Annotated in this window: 12 protein-coding genes and 3 pseudogenes; 9 read left to right on the top strand and 6 right to left on the bottom strand. The window is 69.8% G+C overall.

Going from position 1 to position 18,243, the window contains the following annotated elements; all coding sequences use genetic code 11:
* Nucleotides 1-199: 199 nt before the first annotated feature.
* From araD to araB, 3 genes are all read right to left on the bottom strand, one after another.
* Entirely contained in the window at nucleotides 200-925 is a 726-nt protein-coding gene (gene araD, locus ACZ4Z2_RS32395; protein WP_468080900.1) for an L-ribulose-5-phosphate 4-epimerase AraD, read from the bottom strand.
* A 49-nt stretch (nucleotides 926-974) separates the two neighbouring features.
* Nucleotides 975-2,492, bottom strand: a complete 1,518-nt coding sequence (gene araA / locus ACZ4Z2_RS32390; protein WP_468080898.1) for an L-arabinose isomerase — start codon at nucleotides 2,490-2,492, stop codon at nucleotides 975-977.
* Between the two features lie 64 nt (nucleotides 2,493-2,556).
* Nucleotides 2,557-4,239 (bottom strand): ribulokinase, encoded by a 1,683-nt coding sequence (gene araB, locus ACZ4Z2_RS32385; protein ID WP_468080897.1) that lies wholly within the window; start codon nucleotides 4,237-4,239, stop codon nucleotides 2,557-2,559.
* A gap of 741 nt (nucleotides 4,240-4,980) precedes the next feature.
* Between araB and ACZ4Z2_RS32380 the strand changes: the two genes are divergently transcribed.
* The 4 genes and pseudogenes from ACZ4Z2_RS32380 to ACZ4Z2_RS32365 form a co-directional block, all read left to right on the top strand.
* Nucleotides 4,981-6,408, top strand: coding sequence for a family 43 glycosylhydrolase (locus ACZ4Z2_RS32380; protein ID WP_468080943.1), 1,428 nt, complete (start codon nucleotides 4,981-4,983; stop codon nucleotides 6,406-6,408).
* Nucleotides 6,409-6,494: 86 nt separating this feature from the next.
* A pseudogene (locus ACZ4Z2_RS32375) lies at nucleotides 6,495-6,818 on the top strand (AbfB domain-containing protein); the annotation flags it as partial.
* 102 nt (nucleotides 6,819-6,920) lie between these two features.
* Nucleotides 6,921-8,303, top strand: coding sequence for a glycoside hydrolase family 43 protein (locus tag ACZ4Z2_RS32370; RefSeq protein WP_468080942.1), 1,383 nt, complete (start codon nucleotides 6,921-6,923; stop codon nucleotides 8,301-8,303).
* Nucleotides 8,304-8,493: 190 nt separating this feature from the next.
* A pseudogene (locus tag ACZ4Z2_RS32365) lies at nucleotides 8,494-8,790 on the top strand (ketopantoate reductase family protein); the annotation flags it as partial.
* A 42-nt stretch (nucleotides 8,791-8,832) separates the two neighbouring features.
* Here ACZ4Z2_RS32365 and ACZ4Z2_RS32360 read toward each other — a convergent pair.
* Nucleotides 8,833-9,483, bottom strand: coding sequence for a response regulator (locus ACZ4Z2_RS32360; RefSeq protein ID WP_468080896.1), 651 nt, complete (start codon nucleotides 9,481-9,483; stop codon nucleotides 8,833-8,835).
* Entirely contained in the window at nucleotides 9,480-10,736 is a 1,257-nt protein-coding gene (locus ACZ4Z2_RS32355; protein ID WP_468080895.1) for a sensor histidine kinase, read from the bottom strand. The genes ACZ4Z2_RS32360 and ACZ4Z2_RS32355 overlap by 4 nt, the downstream gene beginning before the upstream one ends.
* A gap of 132 nt (nucleotides 10,737-10,868) precedes the next feature.
* On the opposite strand from ACZ4Z2_RS32355, the gene ACZ4Z2_RS32350 reads away from it, so the two are divergent.
* From ACZ4Z2_RS32350 to ACZ4Z2_RS32330, 5 genes are all read left to right on the top strand, one after another.
* Nucleotides 10,869-11,597 (top strand): class I SAM-dependent methyltransferase, encoded by a 729-nt coding sequence (locus tag ACZ4Z2_RS32350; RefSeq protein WP_468080893.1) that lies wholly within the window; start codon nucleotides 10,869-10,871, stop codon nucleotides 11,595-11,597.
* The gene (locus ACZ4Z2_RS32345) at nucleotides 11,594-12,208 is read left to right on the top strand and encodes a DedA family protein (protein ID WP_468080892.1); all 615 of its coding nucleotides are present in this window, start codon (nucleotides 11,594-11,596) and stop codon (nucleotides 12,206-12,208) included. The genes ACZ4Z2_RS32350 and ACZ4Z2_RS32345 overlap by 4 nt, the downstream gene beginning before the upstream one ends.
* A gap of 767 nt (nucleotides 12,209-12,975) precedes the next feature.
* Nucleotides 12,976-14,403 (top strand): glycoside hydrolase family 43 protein, encoded by a 1,428-nt coding sequence (locus ACZ4Z2_RS32340; RefSeq protein WP_468080891.1) that lies wholly within the window; start codon nucleotides 12,976-12,978, stop codon nucleotides 14,401-14,403.
* Between the two features lie 236 nt (nucleotides 14,404-14,639).
* Nucleotides 14,640-16,016, top strand: coding sequence for a glycoside hydrolase family 43 protein (locus ACZ4Z2_RS32335; protein WP_468080890.1), 1,377 nt, complete (start codon nucleotides 14,640-14,642; stop codon nucleotides 16,014-16,016).
* Between the two features lie 297 nt (nucleotides 16,017-16,313).
* Nucleotides 16,314-17,759 (top strand): family 43 glycosylhydrolase, encoded by a 1,446-nt coding sequence (locus tag ACZ4Z2_RS32330; protein ID WP_468080888.1) that lies wholly within the window; start codon nucleotides 16,314-16,316, stop codon nucleotides 17,757-17,759.
* 256 nt (nucleotides 17,760-18,015) lie between these two features.
* Here the strand turns inward: ACZ4Z2_RS32330 and ACZ4Z2_RS32325 are convergent.
* Nucleotides 18,016-18,209, bottom strand: a pseudogene (locus ACZ4Z2_RS32325) (RICIN domain-containing protein); the annotation flags it as partial.
* Nucleotides 18,210-18,243 lie beyond the last annotated feature (34 nt).

Here is an 18,243-nt window from a genome sequence, read left to right as displayed (position 1 = left end):
AGACCGGCAGACGTGTCGCGGTCCTGCCCGACCGTGAGGCGGCCACCCCGGAGTCCTGGCTACGGCAACGGCCTCGGCCCTGGCCGGCCTCAGCCCTGTACGACCCGGTGATGGGGGCGTACAGGGCCGGCCGGGCGATCGGCGGGGGCCGCGGCGAGGACGGACGACGTCCACCGGCGGGCGGGGACGGCCGCTGGGTTCATCCGGCCGGTGCGGGAGCGGGGTTGCCGTAGTAGGCGTCGGGGCCGTGTTTGCGGGTGTAGTGGCGGTCGAGGAGGTGCGGGGGCGGCGGGGCGGTCGGAGACAGGGCCAGGGTGTGGAGGGCGATGTCGGCGACGGCCTCGCAGATGATGGCGTGTTCGAGGGACTTGCGGGCGGTGGCGCCCCAGGTGAACGGGCCGTGGCCCGCGACCATGGCCGCGGGTACTTCCACGGCCTTCTGGTCGTCCTCCTGAAGCATGTCCACGATCACGCGGCCGGTGTTGTACTCGTAGTCCTTCGCGCACTGCTCGGCGGTGAGGTCGGGGGTGCAGGGGATGGGGCCGTTGAAGGTGTCGGCGTGGGTGGTCCCCAGCACCGGTATCTCCCGGCGGGCCTGGGCGAAGGCGACGGCGTGGGTGGAGTGGGTGTGGGTGACGCCGCCGATGGAGGGGAAAGCCAGGTAGAGGCAGCGGTGGGTCTCCGTGTCGGTGGAGGGGCGCAGGTCTCCGTCGACCACCTCACCGTCGGAGAGGCGGACGGTCACCAGGTGGTCGAGGGCGAGATCCTCGTAGGGCACGCCGGAGGGCTTGATGACGAAGACGCCCGCCTCACGGTCGACGCCGCTCACATTGCCCCAGGTCAGCGTCGCCAGGCCGACCTGGGGGATGGCGAGGTTCGCTTCCAGGACCTCTTGGCGCAGGCCGTCGCGGACTCGTACGGTCATCGGTCGTCGTCTCCTTGGATACGGATCCGGTTCTTGGGCTGCACCGCTGTCACAGGGCCTGGGCGAGGCGGTGGTAGGCGGCGTTCCAGCGGACTTCCTTGGCGAACTGCTCGATGCTGGTGTTCTCGTCGATGGTGAGCAGCTCGACGCCGGACATGGCGGCGTAGTCGGTGAGTGTCTCGATGTCGACGGCCGAGCTGAGCACCGTGTGGTGCGGGGCCCCGGCGAGCAGCCAGCTCTCGGCGGACTCCGCGAGAGAGGGACGGGGCTTCCACACGGCGCGGGCCACCGGCAGGCGGTGCAGCGGCTCGCTGGGGCTGATGACGTCCACGGCGTTGGCGGTCAGCCGGAACCGGTCGCCGAGGTCGGAGAGGCCGACGACGACCGCTTCTCCGGGCGCCGCGTCGAAGACCAGGCGGACGGGGTCCTCGCGGCCGCCGATGGAGAGGGGATGGATCTCGCAGCTGGGGCGGGCGGATGCGATGGACGGGCAGACCTCCAGCATGTGGGCGCCGAGGACGCGTGGAGTGCCCGGGCCGAGGTGGTAGGTGTAGTCCTCCATGAAGGAGGTGCCGCCGGGCAGCCCGGCGCCCATGACCTTCATCGTGCGCAGCAGGGCGGAGGTCTTCCAGTCGCCCTCGCCGCCGAAGCCGTAGCCGTCGGCCATCAGCCGCTGGACGGCGAGGCCGGGCAGTTGGCGCAGGCCGCCGAGGTCCTCGAAGTTGGTGGTGAAGGCGTTGAAGCCGCCCTCGGTGAGGAAGGTCCGCAAGCCGGCCTCGATACGGGCCGCGTAGAGCAGGGAGTCGTGGTGGATGCCGCCGGGGCGCAGCGCCGCGACCACGTCGTACGACTCGACGTACTCCTCCGCGAGTTCGGCCGCCACCTTGTCCTCGACCGCGTCCACGACTGCGACGAGGTCGTTGACGCCGTAGGTGTTCACGGAGAAGCCGAACCGCAGCTGGGCCTCCACCTTGTCGCCTTCGGTGACGGCGACGTCGCGCATGTTGTCGCCGAAGCGGGCGAGGCGCAGGGTGCGCGAGGTGTGGCGGCCGACGGCGGCGCGGGCCCAGGCGGAGACGCGTCGGATGACTCGCGGGTCGGTGGCGTGCCCTGCGACGATCTTGCGGTCGATACCCACACGGGACTCGATGTGGCCGAACTCGCGGTCGCCGTGGGCGGCTTGGTTGAGGTTCATGAAGTCCATGTCGATGCTCGGCCAGGGCAGCGACAGGTTGTACTGGGTGTGCAGGTGCAGCAGCGGCCGGTCGAGGGCGCTGAGTCCACCGATCCACATCTTGGCAGGTGAGAAGGTGTGCATCCAGGCGATCACGCCCACGCAGGTGTCGGAGGCGCTCGCCTCCTGGCAGATCCGCCGGATGGACTCGGCGTTGGTGAGGACCGGCTTCCACACGATCTTGACCGGCACCTTGTCGGGGCGGCCGAGGGTCTCGCAGATGCTCCGGGACTGGTCGGCCACCTGACGCAGGACGTCGTCGCCGTACAGGCCCTGGCTGCCGGTGAGGAACCAGATCTCGTGCTCGAGGTAGGGGGTGCTGCTGGTGTTCATGAGGGTTTTCCTTTCAGGGTGACGACCACCGAGGAGACGGGGACCGTCGGGCACAGGGAGTCGCTCAGGCGGACGCCTCGGCGCGGATCCGGCGCAGTCGGTGCATGACCTCGTTGGCGCCGCGCCCGAAGTAGTCGTGCAGGAGCCGGTATTCGGCGTACAGACGGTCGTAGGCCGCGGCCCGCTCCGGGTCGGGCTGGTAGACGCCCGCACGTGCCTTGCCCATGGCCTGGGCGGCGGCCCGGATGTCCGGGTAGGCCCCCGCCGCGACAGCGGCGTGCATCGCCGAGCCGAGAGCGGGTCCCTGGGCGGAGTCGATCACGCCGAGGGGACGGCGGGTGACGTCGGCGTAGATCTGCATGAGCAGCGCGTTCTTCGTCAGGCCGCCCGCGATGATCAGTTCCTGGACCGGCACGCCCGCGGTCTCGAACGTCTCGATGATGGTGCGGGTGCCGAAGGCGGTGGCTTCCAGCAGGGCCCGGTAGACGTCCTCAGGGCGGGTGGACAGGGTCAGGCCCACCAGGACTCCGCTGAGGTCGTGGTCGACCAGGACGCTGCGGTTGCCGCTCTGCCAGTCCAGAGCGATCAGTCCGTGCTGGCCGATCTCCTGTTCGGCCGCGAGGGCCGTCAGGTGTTCGTGAGCGTTCCGTCCGAGCGCGGCGGCCTCTTTGGCGTACGACTCGGGGAAGCCGGTGCGGATGAACCAGCCGAAGATGTCGCCGACGCCGCTCTGCCCGGCCTCGTAGCCCCACAGGCCCGGCAGGATGCCGCCGTCGACGACGCCGCACATGCCCGGGACCTCGGCCCACTGGTCGGAGCTCATGACGTGGCAGGTCGAGGTGCCCATGATGGCCACCATCCGGCCCGGTTCGACGGCCGTGGCGGCGGGCGCCGTCACATGGGCGTCGACGTTGCCGACGCAGACCGCGATGCCTTCGGGCAGCCCCGTCCACGCGGCGGCCTCGGCCGTCAACGTGCCTGCCAGGTCGCCCAGTTGACCGATGGGGTGGTCCAGCTTGGTGGTCACGAAGTCGGCGAAGCCGGGATTGAGCGCGGCGAGGTACTCGCGGGAAGGGTAGGTGCCGTCCTGGTACTGGCCCTTGTAACCGGCGGTGCAGGCGTTGCGGACGTAGGTGCCGGACAGCCGCCACACGATCCAGTCGGCGGCCTCGATCCAGCGGTCGGTCAGCTCGTAGAGCTCGGGGTCCTCCTCCAGCAGTTGCAGTGCCTTGGCGAACTCCCACTCCGAGGAGATCTTCCCGCCGTACCGCTTCAGCCACGGCTCCCCGCGCTCCGCGGCCAGGTCGGTGATCCGGTCGGCCTGGGCCTGCGCCGCGTGATGGCGCCACAGCTTGACGTAGGCGTGCGGGCGGCCGGTGAGGTGCGGCAGTTCGCACAGCGGAGTGCCGTCGGTGAGCACCGGCAGCATCGTGCAGGCGGTGAAGTCCGTACCGATCCCGATGACCTGCTCCGGCCGCACACCGGCCCGAGCCAGCGCCTGCGGCACGGCGATACGCAGGACGTCGATGTAGTCCGAGGGCACCTGCAGGGCCCAGTCGGGCGGCAGCGGGGTCCCGTCGGGCAGCTCCCGGTCGAGGACGGCGTGGGTGTACGGGTGCTCGGCTGAGGCGAGTTCGGTGCCGTCGGACACGCGAACCACGACGGCCCGACCGGACAGCGTCCCGTAGTCGACTCCGATGACGTAGGTGTCGGACTGCGACTGTTGCGTGTGTTCGGCGTTCACCATCTATCCTTCTGTTCGGTATCTCGTACATCGTTCGAATGGGCGGACAGGCGAAGAAGCGGCATGCGGGAAGACTGGAAGCCGGCCCGAAGTCGGGGCCAGAGGAGTCGAGAGAGGCGAGGGTGTCACCGCCGGCGTCAAGCGCGACCAGGACCATCAGGTCCCGGAGGTTCGACCAGCCACAAGAGCGCCGGCGTCAGCCAAGAGGAGACCACCCACCCACCTCCCGCCGGAGGCGTCACCAGAGCGTGGCACTGGTGGACCGGCGGCGGGTACTGAACACGTACCACCCCTTCGTCAGCCGTCCGACATTTCGAACGCCGTGCGTAACTTCGAACCGTGAGGGCAAAGATAAGTTTCAGCCACAAGCCCGTCAATGGCACCGACCAGAAACTTCCGACAGTTCCTCAGCGCGCGTCGGCCTGGGTGACGCGGATCTGTTCAGCCGGGGCGCGGGCTTGCGGATGACTGCGGGGGTGCCGGCCTGCCGTGTGGGAGTGGCGTCGCCGCGGGCGGGGGTCGTGGGGACGACTGCGCCTGCCATGGACCTGAGCAGGAGTGCCCAGAAAGGCATTTGTGTGACGAGAGTGTTGACTGGGGCAGGCGCAGAACCTAGCTTCTCGTCGAGTTTGCGAACGATGTTCGAAATCTCGGCAATATGGGTGGGGCAGGTGCTGCCTCCGTCCCGCCAGCACCAAGGGAGTCCCCGTGAGACCTGAGTTCACCCGCCGGACGGTCCTCGGCATGATCGCTGGCTCGGCCGCGGCCACCGTCACCGGTGTCTCGGCCGGTACCGCCCGCGCCGCCGTGCCCGCCTCACCCGGCGTGACGTACACGAACACCATCGCCGAACAGCGGGCCGACCCGCACATCTTCAAGCACACCGACGGCTTCTACTACTTCACCGCGACCGTGCCGGCGTACGACCGCATCGTGCTGCGCCGGGCCACCACCATCCAGGGGCTCACGTCGGCCCCCGAGACCACCATCTGGACCAAGCACACCACCGGTGAGATGGGCGGCTACATCTGGGCTCCGGAGATCCACTTCATCGGCGGCAAGTGGTACATCTACTTCTCCGCCGGCGCCGCGAACGACAAATGGAGGATCCGGCCCTACGTCCTGGAATGCGCGGACGCGAACCCGATCACGGGCACCTGGACGGAGAAGGGGCGCATCGCGCTGCCGCTGGACACCTTCTCCCTGGACCCGACCACCTTCGCCGTCAACGGCACCCGCTACCTCGCCTGGGCGCAGGACAACCCGCCCGTCTTCGGCCTCGGCACCAACATCTACATCGCCCAGATGACCAACCCCTGGACCATCACCGGCACACCGGTCCTGCTCAGCCGGCCGACCGCCGCATGGGAGAAGGCCGGAGGCGCGACGGTCAACGAGGGCCCGGCCGTGATCCAGAAGAACGGCAAGGTCTTCATGACCTTCTCCGCCAGCGCCACCGACTCCAACTACTGCATGGGCATGCTGACCGCCTCCGCCTCGGACGACCTGCTCAGCGCCTCGTCCTGGACCAAGAACGCCGGCCCGGTCTTCGTCAGCAACGCCGCCACCAGCCAGTACGGCCCCGGGCACAACCAGTTCACGGTCTCCGAGGACGGCAAGTCGGACATCCTCGTCTACCACGACCGCAGCTACAAGGACATCAGCGGCGCCCCGCTCAACGACCCCAACCGCCGCACCCGCGTCCAGAAGATCTACTGGAAGGCCGACGGCACCCCCGACTTCGGCATCCCGGTCGCGGACGGCCTCACCCCGATCCGGCTCTCCTCCTACAACTTCCCCGACCGGTTCATCCGGCACTGGGAGTACCGCGCCAGGATCGAGGCGAACGTCGCCCCGCTCGCCGACTCGCAGTTCCGCGTCGTCACCGGACTCACCGGCACCGGCACCGTCTCCCTGGAGTCGGCGAACTTCCCCGGCTACTACCTCCGCCACAAGAACAACGAGGTATGGGTGGAGAAGAACGACGGGACGTCGTTGTTCGCCGGTGACGCCTCCTACACCGCCCGGCCCGGCCTCGCCGACTCCGCCGGGGTCTCCTACGAGTCGTTCAACCTGCCGGGCCGCTACATCCGCCACTACAACTACCTGCTCTACGTCCAGGCTGTCAGCACCACGACCGCCCAGGCAGACGCCACCTTCTACACCCAGTGAGCCGAAGCCCCTCCCCCTCAGCGGCCGAGCCCCCGGGACTGATCGACTCCCCCTCCCGCCCGGCCCGTTAGACCCCGCCTCATCCTGTGAGGCCCGCCCTCCGGCGCAACAACGCGGCAGGTGTCTGCGGCTCCGGCCCAACCGCTTTCTCTCACGCCGCCCTACGGCACGGAGAAGTGGACCGTCCACCGCGCAACACCGCCAACGCGGGTGGCTGCGGCTGCGGCTGCGGTCGCACCACCCGCGTCCACGCCAGAGCCGTCTTCCACGACGACGCGCCCCTCCACCGGCGCGCCGGCATCGCCGGATCCGTCAACGGCGTCTCCTTCGAGTCGCTCGACTTTCCCGACCGCTGCTCACGCCACTCGAACAACCTGCTCCACGTCCAGCCGGCCGGCACGGCCCTCGACCGGCAGCACGCCGCCTCCTGCGCGAGTCAGCGGCGGAGCAACGACCGAGCAGTCTGCTCTCTCCCCCCGCCCTCAACTACCGCACCACGTCAAGGAGCCATCATGACGTTGCCGGTCCCCAGTCGAAGAAGCGCGATGAAAGCGCTCCTCGCCCTCGGCGCGACTCCCGCGGTCCTCGCCACCCCGCTCGCGCCCCTGCTCAGCGGCACGGCACACGCGGCCGCCCCGCCCGCCGGCCGGACCTCGCGGTACACGATGACCGCGTTCACGTACTCCAGCGAGCGGAACATGTACGTGTACGACTCCGTGGACGCCACGGGCTTCGACCTCGTGAAGGGACCCGCCTACACACCGCCGTCCGGGCTGGTGCGCGACCCCAGCGTCTTCCGGCACACGGACGGCTTCTACTACGTCACCTACACCGCCAACTGGACGGGAAACACCATCGGCCTGGCCCGTAGCCCGGACCGGCAGAACTGGACCTTCCTCGGCAACATCACCATCGACTTCCCCGAGGTCGGGAACGCCTGGGCCCCGGAGTGGTTCATCGACCCGGACAACGGCAGCGTCAACATCCTGGTCTCCCTGCACCTGAACCCCGAGGCCAGGGGCGTCTTCAACCCGTACGTCATCACGGCGACCAACAGCGCCCTGACGTCGTGGAGCACCGCGACCCCGATGACCGGCGACGTCCGTGGGGGTTACATCGACACCACTGTCGTGAAGATCGGCTCGACGTACCACGCGTTCCTGAAGAGCACCTCCACCAGGTCCATCGACTTCGCCACCTCCGGCAGCCTGACCGGCCCCTGGACGATCACCAAGACCGGCAACTGGGTCGACCTCGACGGTGAGGGTCCGGTCCTGGTGCAGCTGGACAACGGCGGTTGGCGCATCTTCTTCGAGGACTACACGCGGCGCAAGTTCTACTACGTCGACAGCTACGACACCTTCAAGACCTGGACGGCCCCGGCCGAACTGCCCGGCCTGTCCGGCACCGTCAAACACCTCACGGTGGTCAAGGAGACCGTCACCGGAGGCGTGACCCTGCCGCTCAACACCACCCGCTCCTTCCAGTCGGTGAACCTCCCCGACCGGTACGTGCGCCACCGCAACTTCCTCGGCTACACCGACCCCGTGAACGCCTCCAGCACGATCCAGACCAAGCAGGACGCCACCTTCACCGTCGTCCCCGGCCTGGCCGACGCCAACTGCTACTCCTTCCGCACCGCGAGCGGCCTCTACCTGCGTCATTCGGCGTTCCGTGTCCGCGTCGGCGCCAACGACGGCACGACCACCTTCGCCAAGGACGCCACGTTCAACGCCCACCCGGGTACGGCGGCAGGGTCGGTCGCCCTGGAGTCGTACAACTTCCCGGGCCACTACGTCCGCCACCGGAACGGCGAGTTGTGGGTCGACCCCTACACGGCCACCGACCTGTTCCGCGCCGACAGGAGCTTCCAACCCGTCACGGCCTGGTCCTGAGCACCGGGCGGTGCGACACACCCCGCCATGAGTGGGAGTTCACCGGGCCGTTCCCGCCGGTCGGCAGGAACGGCCCGTCACCCGGAGCGGCCGCGTAAGCTCGTCGTTCAACGTCCTGAGTCGAGTGAGCCTCGAACAAGGGAGCGCAGCGTTGAGTCCGAGGGCAGCACCTGTCGGTCCGCTGTGAAGACGTAGGTCCACCCCCCTCGACGACATCCGCACCCGTCACCGCGACGAGCTGACCGCCCTGGTCGCGGAGACCGCTGCGATCAGCCGCGCCTGCGGCAGCCCGCCCGACCCGGCCGAGGCCCTCGCCCGGTACGACGCCTAACCGCCGCAGACCAGGTCGTCCATGCAGCGCGACGCCGAGGCGGGCCGCCCCCTCGAACTCGACGCCGTCGGCGGCACGTTGCTCCGCGCGGCCGAACTCCACGGCGTACCGGCCCCGGTGACGACCCGAGTGGTGGCGGAACTGACGCACACCGCGCACCGACGTACCGGCAGGTGCCGGGGGACGCGGCCGTGCCGGTCAGGTGGTGAGGTCCGCGTCGCGGGCCAGGAGGGCGGCCTGGACGCGGTTGGTGACCTCCAGCGTGGCCAGGACGCGGCTGACGTGGGCCTTGACCGTGCTCTCGCGCATGGACAGGCGGGTGGCGATGTCGGCGTTGGTCTCGCCCTGGGCGAGGAGGGCGAGCACGTCGCGTTCGCGGGGAGTGAGCCGGTCCAGCCGGGCCCGGGCCGCCGCGGCCCGGGGCTGGTTGTTCGCGTGGTAGCGGTCTATCAGGCGACGGGCGGCGGCGGGGTGCAGCATGGCCGAGCCCGCCGCCACCAGGTGAACGGCGCGCAGGATCTCGGCCGGGTCGGTGTCCTTGAGCAGGAACCCGTCGGCGCCGGCGGCGAGGGCGCTGTAGACGTACTCGTCGAGGTCGAAGGTGGTCAGGGTGATCACCTTCGGGGGGTTGGGCAGGGCCCGCAGCCGGGTGGTGGCGGTGATGCCGTCCATGCGGGGCATGCGTACGTCCACCAGGGCGACGTCGACGCGGTGGGCCGTGGCCTGCTCGACCGCCTGGAGACCGTCGGCGGCCTGGGCGACCACGTCGATGCCCCGGTCGCCTTCCAGAAGGTCGGTCAGGCCCAGGCGGACCAGGGCGTCGTCGTCGACGATCATGGTGCGGATCATGGTGGGAAGCCGTTCTGTTCGATGCCGCCGAGGTCGTTCTGATCGCCGTCGGCGGGGCGGGGGATTGCCTGTTCGCCGTCGACACGGCGCGAGGTTGCCTGTTCGCCGCCAGCGGGATGCGAGGTTGCGTGTTCGCCGCCGGCGGGGTGGGGGATGCGAGCGGTCAGTCGCCAGGCGCCCGCTCCGGCGGGTCCGGCGGTGAGGTCACCGCCGAGCGCTCTCACGCGCTCCCGCAGGCCGACGAGCCCGTATCCGGAGTCCACGGCGTCCGTGCGGGGCGTACCGGGAGCGTTGGTGACCTCGACCCGGGTGGCCGACGACCGGTAGTCGACGCGTACGGTCACCTCGGCGCCGTCGGCGTGCTTGCGGGCGTTGGTCAACGCCTCCTGGACGATGCGGTACACGGCGAGCCGGTGCGTGGTGGGTACCTGCTCGGGACTGCCGTCGCAGACCGCCTCGACGCGCTGCCCGGCCGCCCTGGCCTCCTCGACCAGTTCCTGCACGTCTCTCATGACCGGGGTGAGTGCGGTGCCGGTCTGCGGGGAGTCGGTGTCATGCAGGGCACCGAGTACGTCGCGCAGGTCGGCGAGGGCTGCGGCGGACGTGGCGCGCAGCAGGCCGAGGCGTTCGGCGACCGGCGCGGGCAGCGCTTCGCTCCGGGTGGTCAGAACGCCGGTGTGCAGGGCGATCAGGCTCAGCCGGTGGGCCAGTACATCGTGCATCTCCGCGGCGATACGGGACCGTTCCGCAGCCCGGGCGGCCTCCTCACGGAGCCTCGACTCGATGCGCAGCCGCTCGACGTCGGAGCCCAGCGCCTGGACGAGGCGCCGCCGGCTGCCCAGCCACAGCCCGAGGAGCACGGCCAGCAGCATGAGCAGGGGGGAGTCGTACTGCTGCCCCGTCCACAGCGAAGTGGCAGGCTCGATGAGCGCATTGCCACCCATGGCAGCGACACCGCATCCCACCGCCACCCGCGCCCGGCGGTCCACGGACAGGTCGAACAGCGCGACCACCAGCAGCGGCAGCAACGGCCACCCTCCCCACGCCGTGGCCGCGGTTACCAGCAGCGGCGCGACCGGCCACCGCAGGCGGGGTACGAGCAGGACCGCTGAGCACACCAGGGCCGCGGCGAGGTGGGAGACCACATACCCTTGGTGGACCGACGCGTCGTTCCGCACGGCGAGCACCGCGAGCAGCGTCACCAGTCCCACACGCCCGCAGGCGGCCCACCTCCGGCCTTCTCTCCAGCTCACCCGGGCGATCCTATAGCGACCGCTGTGCCGTTCGATCTGACGATCGGCCACGCCCACCCCCTACCTTCGTAGGGGGACGCCGGCGCAGGACGGCGGATTCGATGCGGGAGGCCGACTTCTAGCGTCGGTTCCATGAGCGACTGGATCACCTCCCATGACCGTGTCCTGGCACAGCGCCGTGCCGAAGGCTGGATGTTCCTGATCGAAGCGGCCCGCGACCTGCGCACCACCGGTGCGATAGCGCCCAGCGGCAAGGCACTGGCCCACGCCCTGACCGAGCCCGTGCGGGCGCAGGCACCCCGCCCGCTCGCGGTCCTGGAGGCCGGAGCCGGCACCGGCGCGGTCACCCGGGCCCTGATCCCCCAGCTGCCTCGGGGCAGCCGCCTGGACCTCGTCGAGGCCAACCCGCGCTTCGCCGCGCAACTGCGCGACCTCGTCGCCACGCGCCCGGACCTTCTGGCCGCCGGGTCCGCGCAGGTGAACGTGCACGAGACCGCCGTCGAGCAGTTCGCCGCCACCCAGCGGTACGACGTGATCGTCTCCGGCCTGCCGCTGACCAACTTCACCCCCGTGCAGGTCGAGCGCATCATGGCGCACTACCTGCAGCTGCTGCGCCCCGGCGGCACCCTCGCCTACTTCGCCTACCTCGGCACCCGCGGCGCCCGCGCCCTGACGGCGTCCCGGGCCGAAGCCCGCCGCCACGCCGCGGTGAACGACGTCATGGCTTCCTACCAGCGTGACTACGGCGTCGGCCGCTGGACGGTATGGGCCAACCTTCCCCCCGCCCGCGTCTGGCACCTGCGACGCCCGCTCGCCCCAGCGCCGCTGCCACAGCAGCCGCGAGCCGGAGCGCGTCGGTGAACGCACTGTCCGACCTCCTCGGCAGCCTCTCCCCCGCCGCGGCCTGCACGGTGCTGGCCGCGGCCGTCCTGGCCGAGTCGGTCCTCCTGGTCGGCGCCTTCGTCCCCACGCTGACCCTGCTGCTGACCGCCGGCGCGCTGGCCCGCACCGGCCGCATCGGCCTTCCCCTCGTCATCGCCGCCGCGGCCGGCGCCGTAGTGGCAGGCGACTTCCTCGCCCACCGCACCGGCAGGCTCCTCGGCGACCGGCTGCGCGCGGGCCGCGCAGGTCGCCGTATCCCGGGTGCCGCCTGGAAGCGGGCCGAGACGCTCATGACCCGCCACGGTGGCCGGGCGGTCTTCATGGCCCGCTTCCTGCCGGTGATCCGCACCCTGGCCCCGCACTTCGCCGGCGCCGCCGGCCTGCCCTACCGGCGCATCGCTCCGTACAGCGTCGTCGCCGCCGGCCTGTGGGCCACCGCCGAAGTCGGCGCCGGATACGCCGCCGCGACCTCCCTGCACCGGATCCTCGCCCTCGGCGGCCCCGCCCTCGCCCTGACCGCCCTCACAGCAGCCGGCGTCACGCTCCTGTGGACGAGTAGGAGGCGCGCTCGGCCACCCGTGAGTGACTGAGTGCGGCCCGCGAAGCGGTGGAGCGCGGAGAGAACCGGCAGAGCAACACTCATCCTCACCGCCGTCCTCTCCCAGATGCAGACCTGGATCAGCGGCTGCCAACTCCCCTTGCGACCACCTCTCCACCCCCACCCCCACCCCCACCCCATCCGCACCCTCACCCACCGCCATGGGTTCTCCGCGCTATAGCGCCCTCGTTCGCGTCCGGCTCGTGTGGGTTCCGGGCATGTCGGTCGCCAGCAGCCGCGGTCGGTCCTGTGAACGGCGACGGGGCCCGTCGGTCGTGATCGGACGTGCCGCGTCGCGTCTCCCGGCGCGCGCCACGCCCAGTGGGCCAGGTGAATGCCGGATCGCCCACTTGCACGTTCGGTTAATCGAATGCGTCGGATGTATTGACGCGCTCCCTTTTCCGGATTTAGCCTCTGCCCGATTTCGCGAACAGCGTTCGATATGTCGCTCAATCTGCCTGATGGGACAGTGAGTTGGCCATGGAGGCTTCCGGTCGAAGCGCCGCCCACCTGAAACGCCTTCAGGGGCGCTGAGAAGCACAGACGCCCGGCCCGTGCCGCAACTGCCCCACCTGGTACGGACGCACGTGCTCGCTGTCCTGACCCGCCGTCACCACAACACCCTGGGGCGCATGGTCCCCGTCCGGCCGGCGCGGTGTCCGGGTCCTGTCCCGCGTACTCCGAGGCCCCGTTCCCCCCGCCACCCCGCTCCCCCTTCGCCCGGCGGTGGCGTGGCACCCGCACACGACAGGAGATCCGATGTCTGCGCTTCGCGCCCGGCTGACGGTGATATTGCTCGCCGTCTGCCTGCTCTTCACAGGGCAGGCCCTGACCACACCCCAGCGGGCGGCCGCCGCCGACCCCGGCTACCTGATGGTGCACTTCACCGGTGACTCCGCGACCGGCCAGATGCTGTACCTCGCGCACAGCGCGGACGGCCTGCACTGGAACGACCTCAACGGCGGAGCGCCGATCCTCAACTCCAAGATCGGCACGAAGGGGGTGCGCGACCCCGCACTGGTCCGCTCCCCCGATGGCAGCAAGTACTGGATCATCGCGACCGACCTGTGCGTCCGTTGCGGCTCGACCTACCAGAACGGCAGCCCCAACTTCGTGGTGTGGGAGTCGACCGACCTGGTGACCTGGTCGAAGCCGTGGCTGCTCGCCGCCGCCTCACTGATCCCCGGCGGAAAGAACGCGTGGGCGCCGGAGGCGATCTTCAACCCCGAGACCAACGACTACGTCCTGTACTGGGCGACGAACGCCTCGGTGAACGGCATCTTCAAGTACCGCATCTACGCCGCCCGCACCAAGGACTTCCGCACCATCACCACCCCGCAGATCTGGATCGACCCGCCCGGCAGCACCCCGGTCGTCGACACCCAGATGACCGAGGTGCCCGCCGGCAGCGGCCCTTACCGCTATCTGAGGGCCTCCGGTGACGGCCAGAACAACATCGAGGGCAGCAACTCGATCCTGGGCACGTGGACCAACCTCGGCAACCTCTCCAGCATCGGCCTCACCGGCAACGTGGTCGAAGGCCCCGTCTGGATGAAGTTCAGGGACCGCGACGAGTGGGCCCTGTACATCGACCACAACAACGCGCAGGGCGTACGCGAGTACCGGCCGATCCTGACGACCAACCCGTTCGACGTCAGCACCTACCGGCTCCAGCCGACCACCAGCTACGACATGGGCGGCACCCCCAAGCGCCACGGCGCGATCATGGCCCTCACGGCCGCCGAGGAGAGCCGGGTGCTCGCCCGCTGGCCCAACAGCCCCGCGCAGCGGCTCCAGTCGTACAACTTCCAGGACCGGTACGTGCGCCAGCTCGACTTCGACGTGCGCATCGACCCCAACGTCAGCCCCGTCGAGGACTCCCAGTTCCGGCTCCGGCCCGGACTGGCGGGCACCGGCACCGTCTCCTTCGAGTCGGTGAACTACCCCGGCTACTTCCTGCGGCACGCCAACTACGACTTCCAGCTCGCTCTCGACGACGGCAGCAGCCAGTTCGCCGCAGACGCCACCTTCCGCAAGGTCGACGGTCTCGCCGACCCCACCTGGTCGTCGTTCCAGTCCTACAACTTCCCCGACCGCTACATCCGCCACTACGCCTACCAGCTCCGCCTCGACCCGATCACCACCACGACAGCCCGCGGTGACGCCACCTTCCGCGTGACGAACTGACCCACATCGCCAGGGGTGCCGGCGCCTCCAGGACGGTGCCGGCACCGAGGCGTCACCAACCCCCCACCTCCGCCACGGCCCTCACGGCGGCACCCATGCCTGGGACGACACGAGAGGGTGGGCCCAGGCACCAGATGGCTCACCGTGGGATCCAGGGCCTGGGGGCGACTCCGGGGCCGCGGCCGCCCACAGGTTCTGGATCCGCCCGCACCTTCCCCACGCCCCGGAGGCACCAGATGAGTGCAACGCCCCTCCCGTCGCGCCGGCTCTTCCTCGGCATGGCCGCGGCCGTGCCGCTGTCCACCACCGGCGCGCTGACCCTCGGCAGCCAGGCGGCGAGCGCCGCGACGACCTCCCCGTTCGTCATGGCCTACTTCACCCAGTCACCGAGGAACCTCGGCACGGACTACGGCCTGCACCTCGCCGTCAGCACCGACGCGCTGCAATGGATGCCGCTGAACCAGAACAACCCCGTCGTCACCCCGACCGCGGGCGACGGCGGTCTGCGCGACCCCTTCATCCTGCCCAAGCAGGACGGCACCTTCGTCGTCATGGCGACCAACCTGAAGGGCACCGACTGGACCAAGAAGACCCCGTACATCCACGTCTGGGACTCCGCCGACCTGCGCTCCTTCGACAACTACCGCCTGCTGAAGCTGCACGACATGGACACCCACACCTGGGCACCCGAAGCCTTCTGGGACCCCTCCCGCGGCCAGTACGCCCTCACCTACTCGGCCGTCAACAGCAGCGGACACAACGTGATCATGGTGAACTACACCACCGACTTCCAGACGGTGACCGCGCCGCAGGTCTTCTTCGACCCGGGCTACGACATCATCGACGGCACCCTGGCCAAGGACGTGAACGGCGTCAACTACCTGTACTACAAGGGCCGCAACAGCCTGGTGGGGGCGAGGTCCACCTCCCTCGCCCCCCGCAGCTTCACCCAGTTCACCTCCGGCCTGGCGCCGCAGGGAGGCATCGAGGGCCCGATCCTCGCCGAGGCCTCCGGCACCTGGTACCTGTGGGGCGACGCCAACGCGCTCTTCTACACCTGGCAGACCAACGACCTCTCCACCGGCACCTGGACCCCCACCGACCGGCGCGTCTACACCCAGCCGCTGAACTCCAAACACGCCGACATCAAGCCCATCCCCCAGACCGTGTACGACAACATGATCGCCAAGTGGGGAAGGCCCGCCTGGAACAGGCTGAAGTCCTACAACTTCCCCGACAGATACTGGCGGCACCTCGACTCCCTCGGCCGCATCGACCCGTACCCCTTCGACCCCTACACCGACTCGCAATGGAAGCTGGTGCCCGGGCTGGCCGACTCCTCCGGCGTCTCCTTCCAGTCCGTCACCCAGCCGACCCGCTACCTGCGGCACGCCTACTACCAGCTGCGACTGGACACCAACGACGGCACCGCGAGATTCGCCCAGGACGCCACCTTCCACCGGACCGCCGGGCTCGCCGACCCGTCCTGGTCGTCGTTCCGCTCCCACAACTACCCGGACCGCTACATCCGGCACTTCGACTACGCGCTGCGCATCGACCCGATCTCCACCGCCACCGGCAGAGCCGACGCCACGTTCTCCGTCTGGTACTGACGCCACGCGTCCGCTCCGAGTGCGCCCGGATCGTCCTGATTTCGAGGCCCGGCATCGGCGTAGGCCCGGCGTCCGCATCCTCATCGACGTCGGCGACGGCACCGTGTGCCCCTCCTCCGCCGCCTACACCGGTCGCACCCCGGCCATCAGAAGCTCCCGGTCCCTCCGTCCGAGGCGAACAGCCCTCACGAAGGGGAAACAAGCAGCTCGTCCGCGCTGTGCTCACCACACGTGCGGACCCAGCCTCCCGCACCCACAACGACAAGACCGTCTGATCCCGAAGGGCAGCAACAGAACATGAGACATCTCGCCAGACGGGTACTTGTGGCCGCGGCGGCCGCGCTCGCCGTCCTCACCGGCGTGACCACACCCGCCCAGGCCGCCGAACCCGCCTCCCCCGCCGTGACGTTCACCAACCCGATCGCGCTCCAGCGGGCCGACCCGCACATCTTCAAGCACACGGACGGCTACTACTACTTCACCGCCACGGTCCCCGCCTACGACAAGATCGTGATGCGCCGGGCCACCACCCTCCAGGGCCTCGCCACGGCCCCGGAGACCACGATCTGGACCAAGCACGCCACCGGTGAGATGGGCGCCCACATCTGGGCCCCGGAGATCCACTTCCTCGACGGCAAGTGGTACATCTACTTCACGGCCGGCTGGTCCAACGACATCTGGCGGATCCGCCCGTACGTCCTGGAGTCCAGCTCCGCCAACCCGCTCACCGGTACCTGGACCGAGAAGGGCCGGATCAGCCTGCCCATGGACACCTTCTCGCTGGACGCCACCACCTTCACCCACAACGGCACCCGCTACCTGAGCTGGGCCCAGGAGGACCCGGCGCTCGGCAAGGGCACGCAGATCTACCTGGCGAAGATGGCCAACCCCTGGACCATCGAGGGCACCCCGGCCATGATCTCCAAGCCCCAGTACGCCTGGGAGACCGCCGGCGCCCGCGTCAACGAGGGGCCGGCCTTCATCCAGAAGAACGGCAAGGTCTTCATGACCTTCTCGGCCAGCGCCACCAACGCCAACTACTGCCTCGGCCTGCTGACCGCCGACGCCACCGCCGACCTGATGAACCCGGCCTCCTGGAGCAAGACCCCCACGCCGGTCCTCAAGAGCAACGACAGGACGAGCCAGTACGGCCCCGGCCACAACTCGTTCACGGTCTCCGAGGACGGCAAGTCGGACATCCTCGTCTACCACTCCCGCAACTACAGGGACATCGTCGGCGACCCGCTCAAGGACCCCAACCGCCGCACCCGCTACCAGAAGATCTACTGGAACGCCGACGGCACCCCCAACTTCGGCATCCCCGTCGCCGACGGTGTCACCCCTGTCCGCTTCTCCTCGTACAACTACCCGGACAGGTTCATCCGGCACTGGGAGTTCCGGGCCAGGACCGAGGCCAACGTCACCGAACTCGCCGACTCGCAGTTCCGCGTCGTCCCCGGCCTGGCCGGCAACGGCACCGTCTCCCTCGAATCGGCCAACTTCCCCGGCTACTACCTGCGCCACAAGAACAACGAGGTGTGGGTGGAGAAGGACGACGGCACCACCCTGTTCGACAATGACGCCTCGTTCCACGAGCGGGCCGGTCTCGCCGACCCCGCGGCGGTGTCGTACGAGTCGTACAACTTCCCCGGCCGCTACATCCGGCACTACAACAACCTGCTCTACACCCAGCCGGTGACCACCACCCTCGGCCGGCAGGACGCCACCTTCTACAAGGAGTAGAACCGGCCGGACGCGACCCTGAAGGCCGCGGCAGCGGACAAGAGCGGGACTGGACGGCCCCCGGCCCTCCGGTCCCGCTCTCCCGTTCTCCCCCGTCGTGCCCCCTGTCCCCGTGGCCGCGCCGGTTCCCCCGTTTGTCGCGGCGGCGAACGACAGCGCCGTGCGCCTGGTGGGGCCACCACGCTCTCACCAGCTGAGTCTCCGCTGCGTGAGGCGCTTGTCGGGTCCACCCGGCGCACCGGCCGCGTCAGGCCGCTCAGGCGGTCGTGGGTACGAGCCGCCACTGCTGGCGGTTGTTGTGCAGCCAGGACCACTGCCGGATGTCGGTGCCGTCGGTTGTGGAGCAGTGGCGATGTCGGCGACCTTGCCGGTGGCCACGTTCACCAGCCGGCTGGAGTCGTCGGCCATGTCCTCGATGCGCCACTTCTGGCTGGCGCCGCCGGTGCAGCTCCCCCCCCGCGAGCGGTCGCCGAGCGGGAGACAG

The organism is Streptomyces sp. NPDC030183, from assembly GCF_055573455.1.
Note: the sequence above shows the minus strand (reverse complement) of the source record. Positions and strands in the feature narration are given on the sequence as shown.

Bases quoted from the DNA above. Each gene is read 5' to 3' on its own strand.
- araD (WP_468080900.1), bottom strand. From the start codon at position 925: ATGACCGTACGAGTCCGCGACGGCCTGCGCCAAGAGGTCCTGGAAGCG.
- araA (WP_468080898.1), bottom strand. From the start codon at position 2,492: ATGAACACCAGCAGCACCCCCTACCTCGAGCACGAGATCTGGTTCCTC.
- araB (WP_468080897.1), bottom strand. From the start codon at position 4,239: ATGGTGAACGCCGAACACACGCAACAGTCGCAGTCCGACACCTACGTC.
- ACZ4Z2_RS32380 (WP_468080943.1), top strand. From the start codon at position 4,981: ATGATCGCTGGCTCGGCCGCGGCCACCGTCACCGGTGTCTCGGCCGGT.
- ACZ4Z2_RS32370 (WP_468080942.1), top strand. From the start codon at position 6,921: ATGACGTTGCCGGTCCCCAGTCGAAGAAGCGCGATGAAAGCGCTCCTC.
- ACZ4Z2_RS32360 (WP_468080896.1), bottom strand. From the start codon at position 9,483: ATGATCCGCACCATGATCGTCGACGACGACGCCCTGGTCCGCCTGGGC.
- ACZ4Z2_RS32350 (WP_468080893.1), top strand. From the start codon at position 10,869: ATGAGCGACTGGATCACCTCCCATGACCGTGTCCTGGCACAGCGCCGT.
- ACZ4Z2_RS32340 (WP_468080891.1), top strand. From the start codon at position 12,976: ATGTCTGCGCTTCGCGCCCGGCTGACGGTGATATTGCTCGCCGTCTGC.
- ACZ4Z2_RS32335 (WP_468080890.1), top strand. From the start codon at position 14,640: ATGAGTGCAACGCCCCTCCCGTCGCGCCGGCTCTTCCTCGGCATGGCC.
- ACZ4Z2_RS32330 (WP_468080888.1), top strand. From the start codon at position 16,314: ATGAGACATCTCGCCAGACGGGTACTTGTGGCCGCGGCGGCCGCGCTC.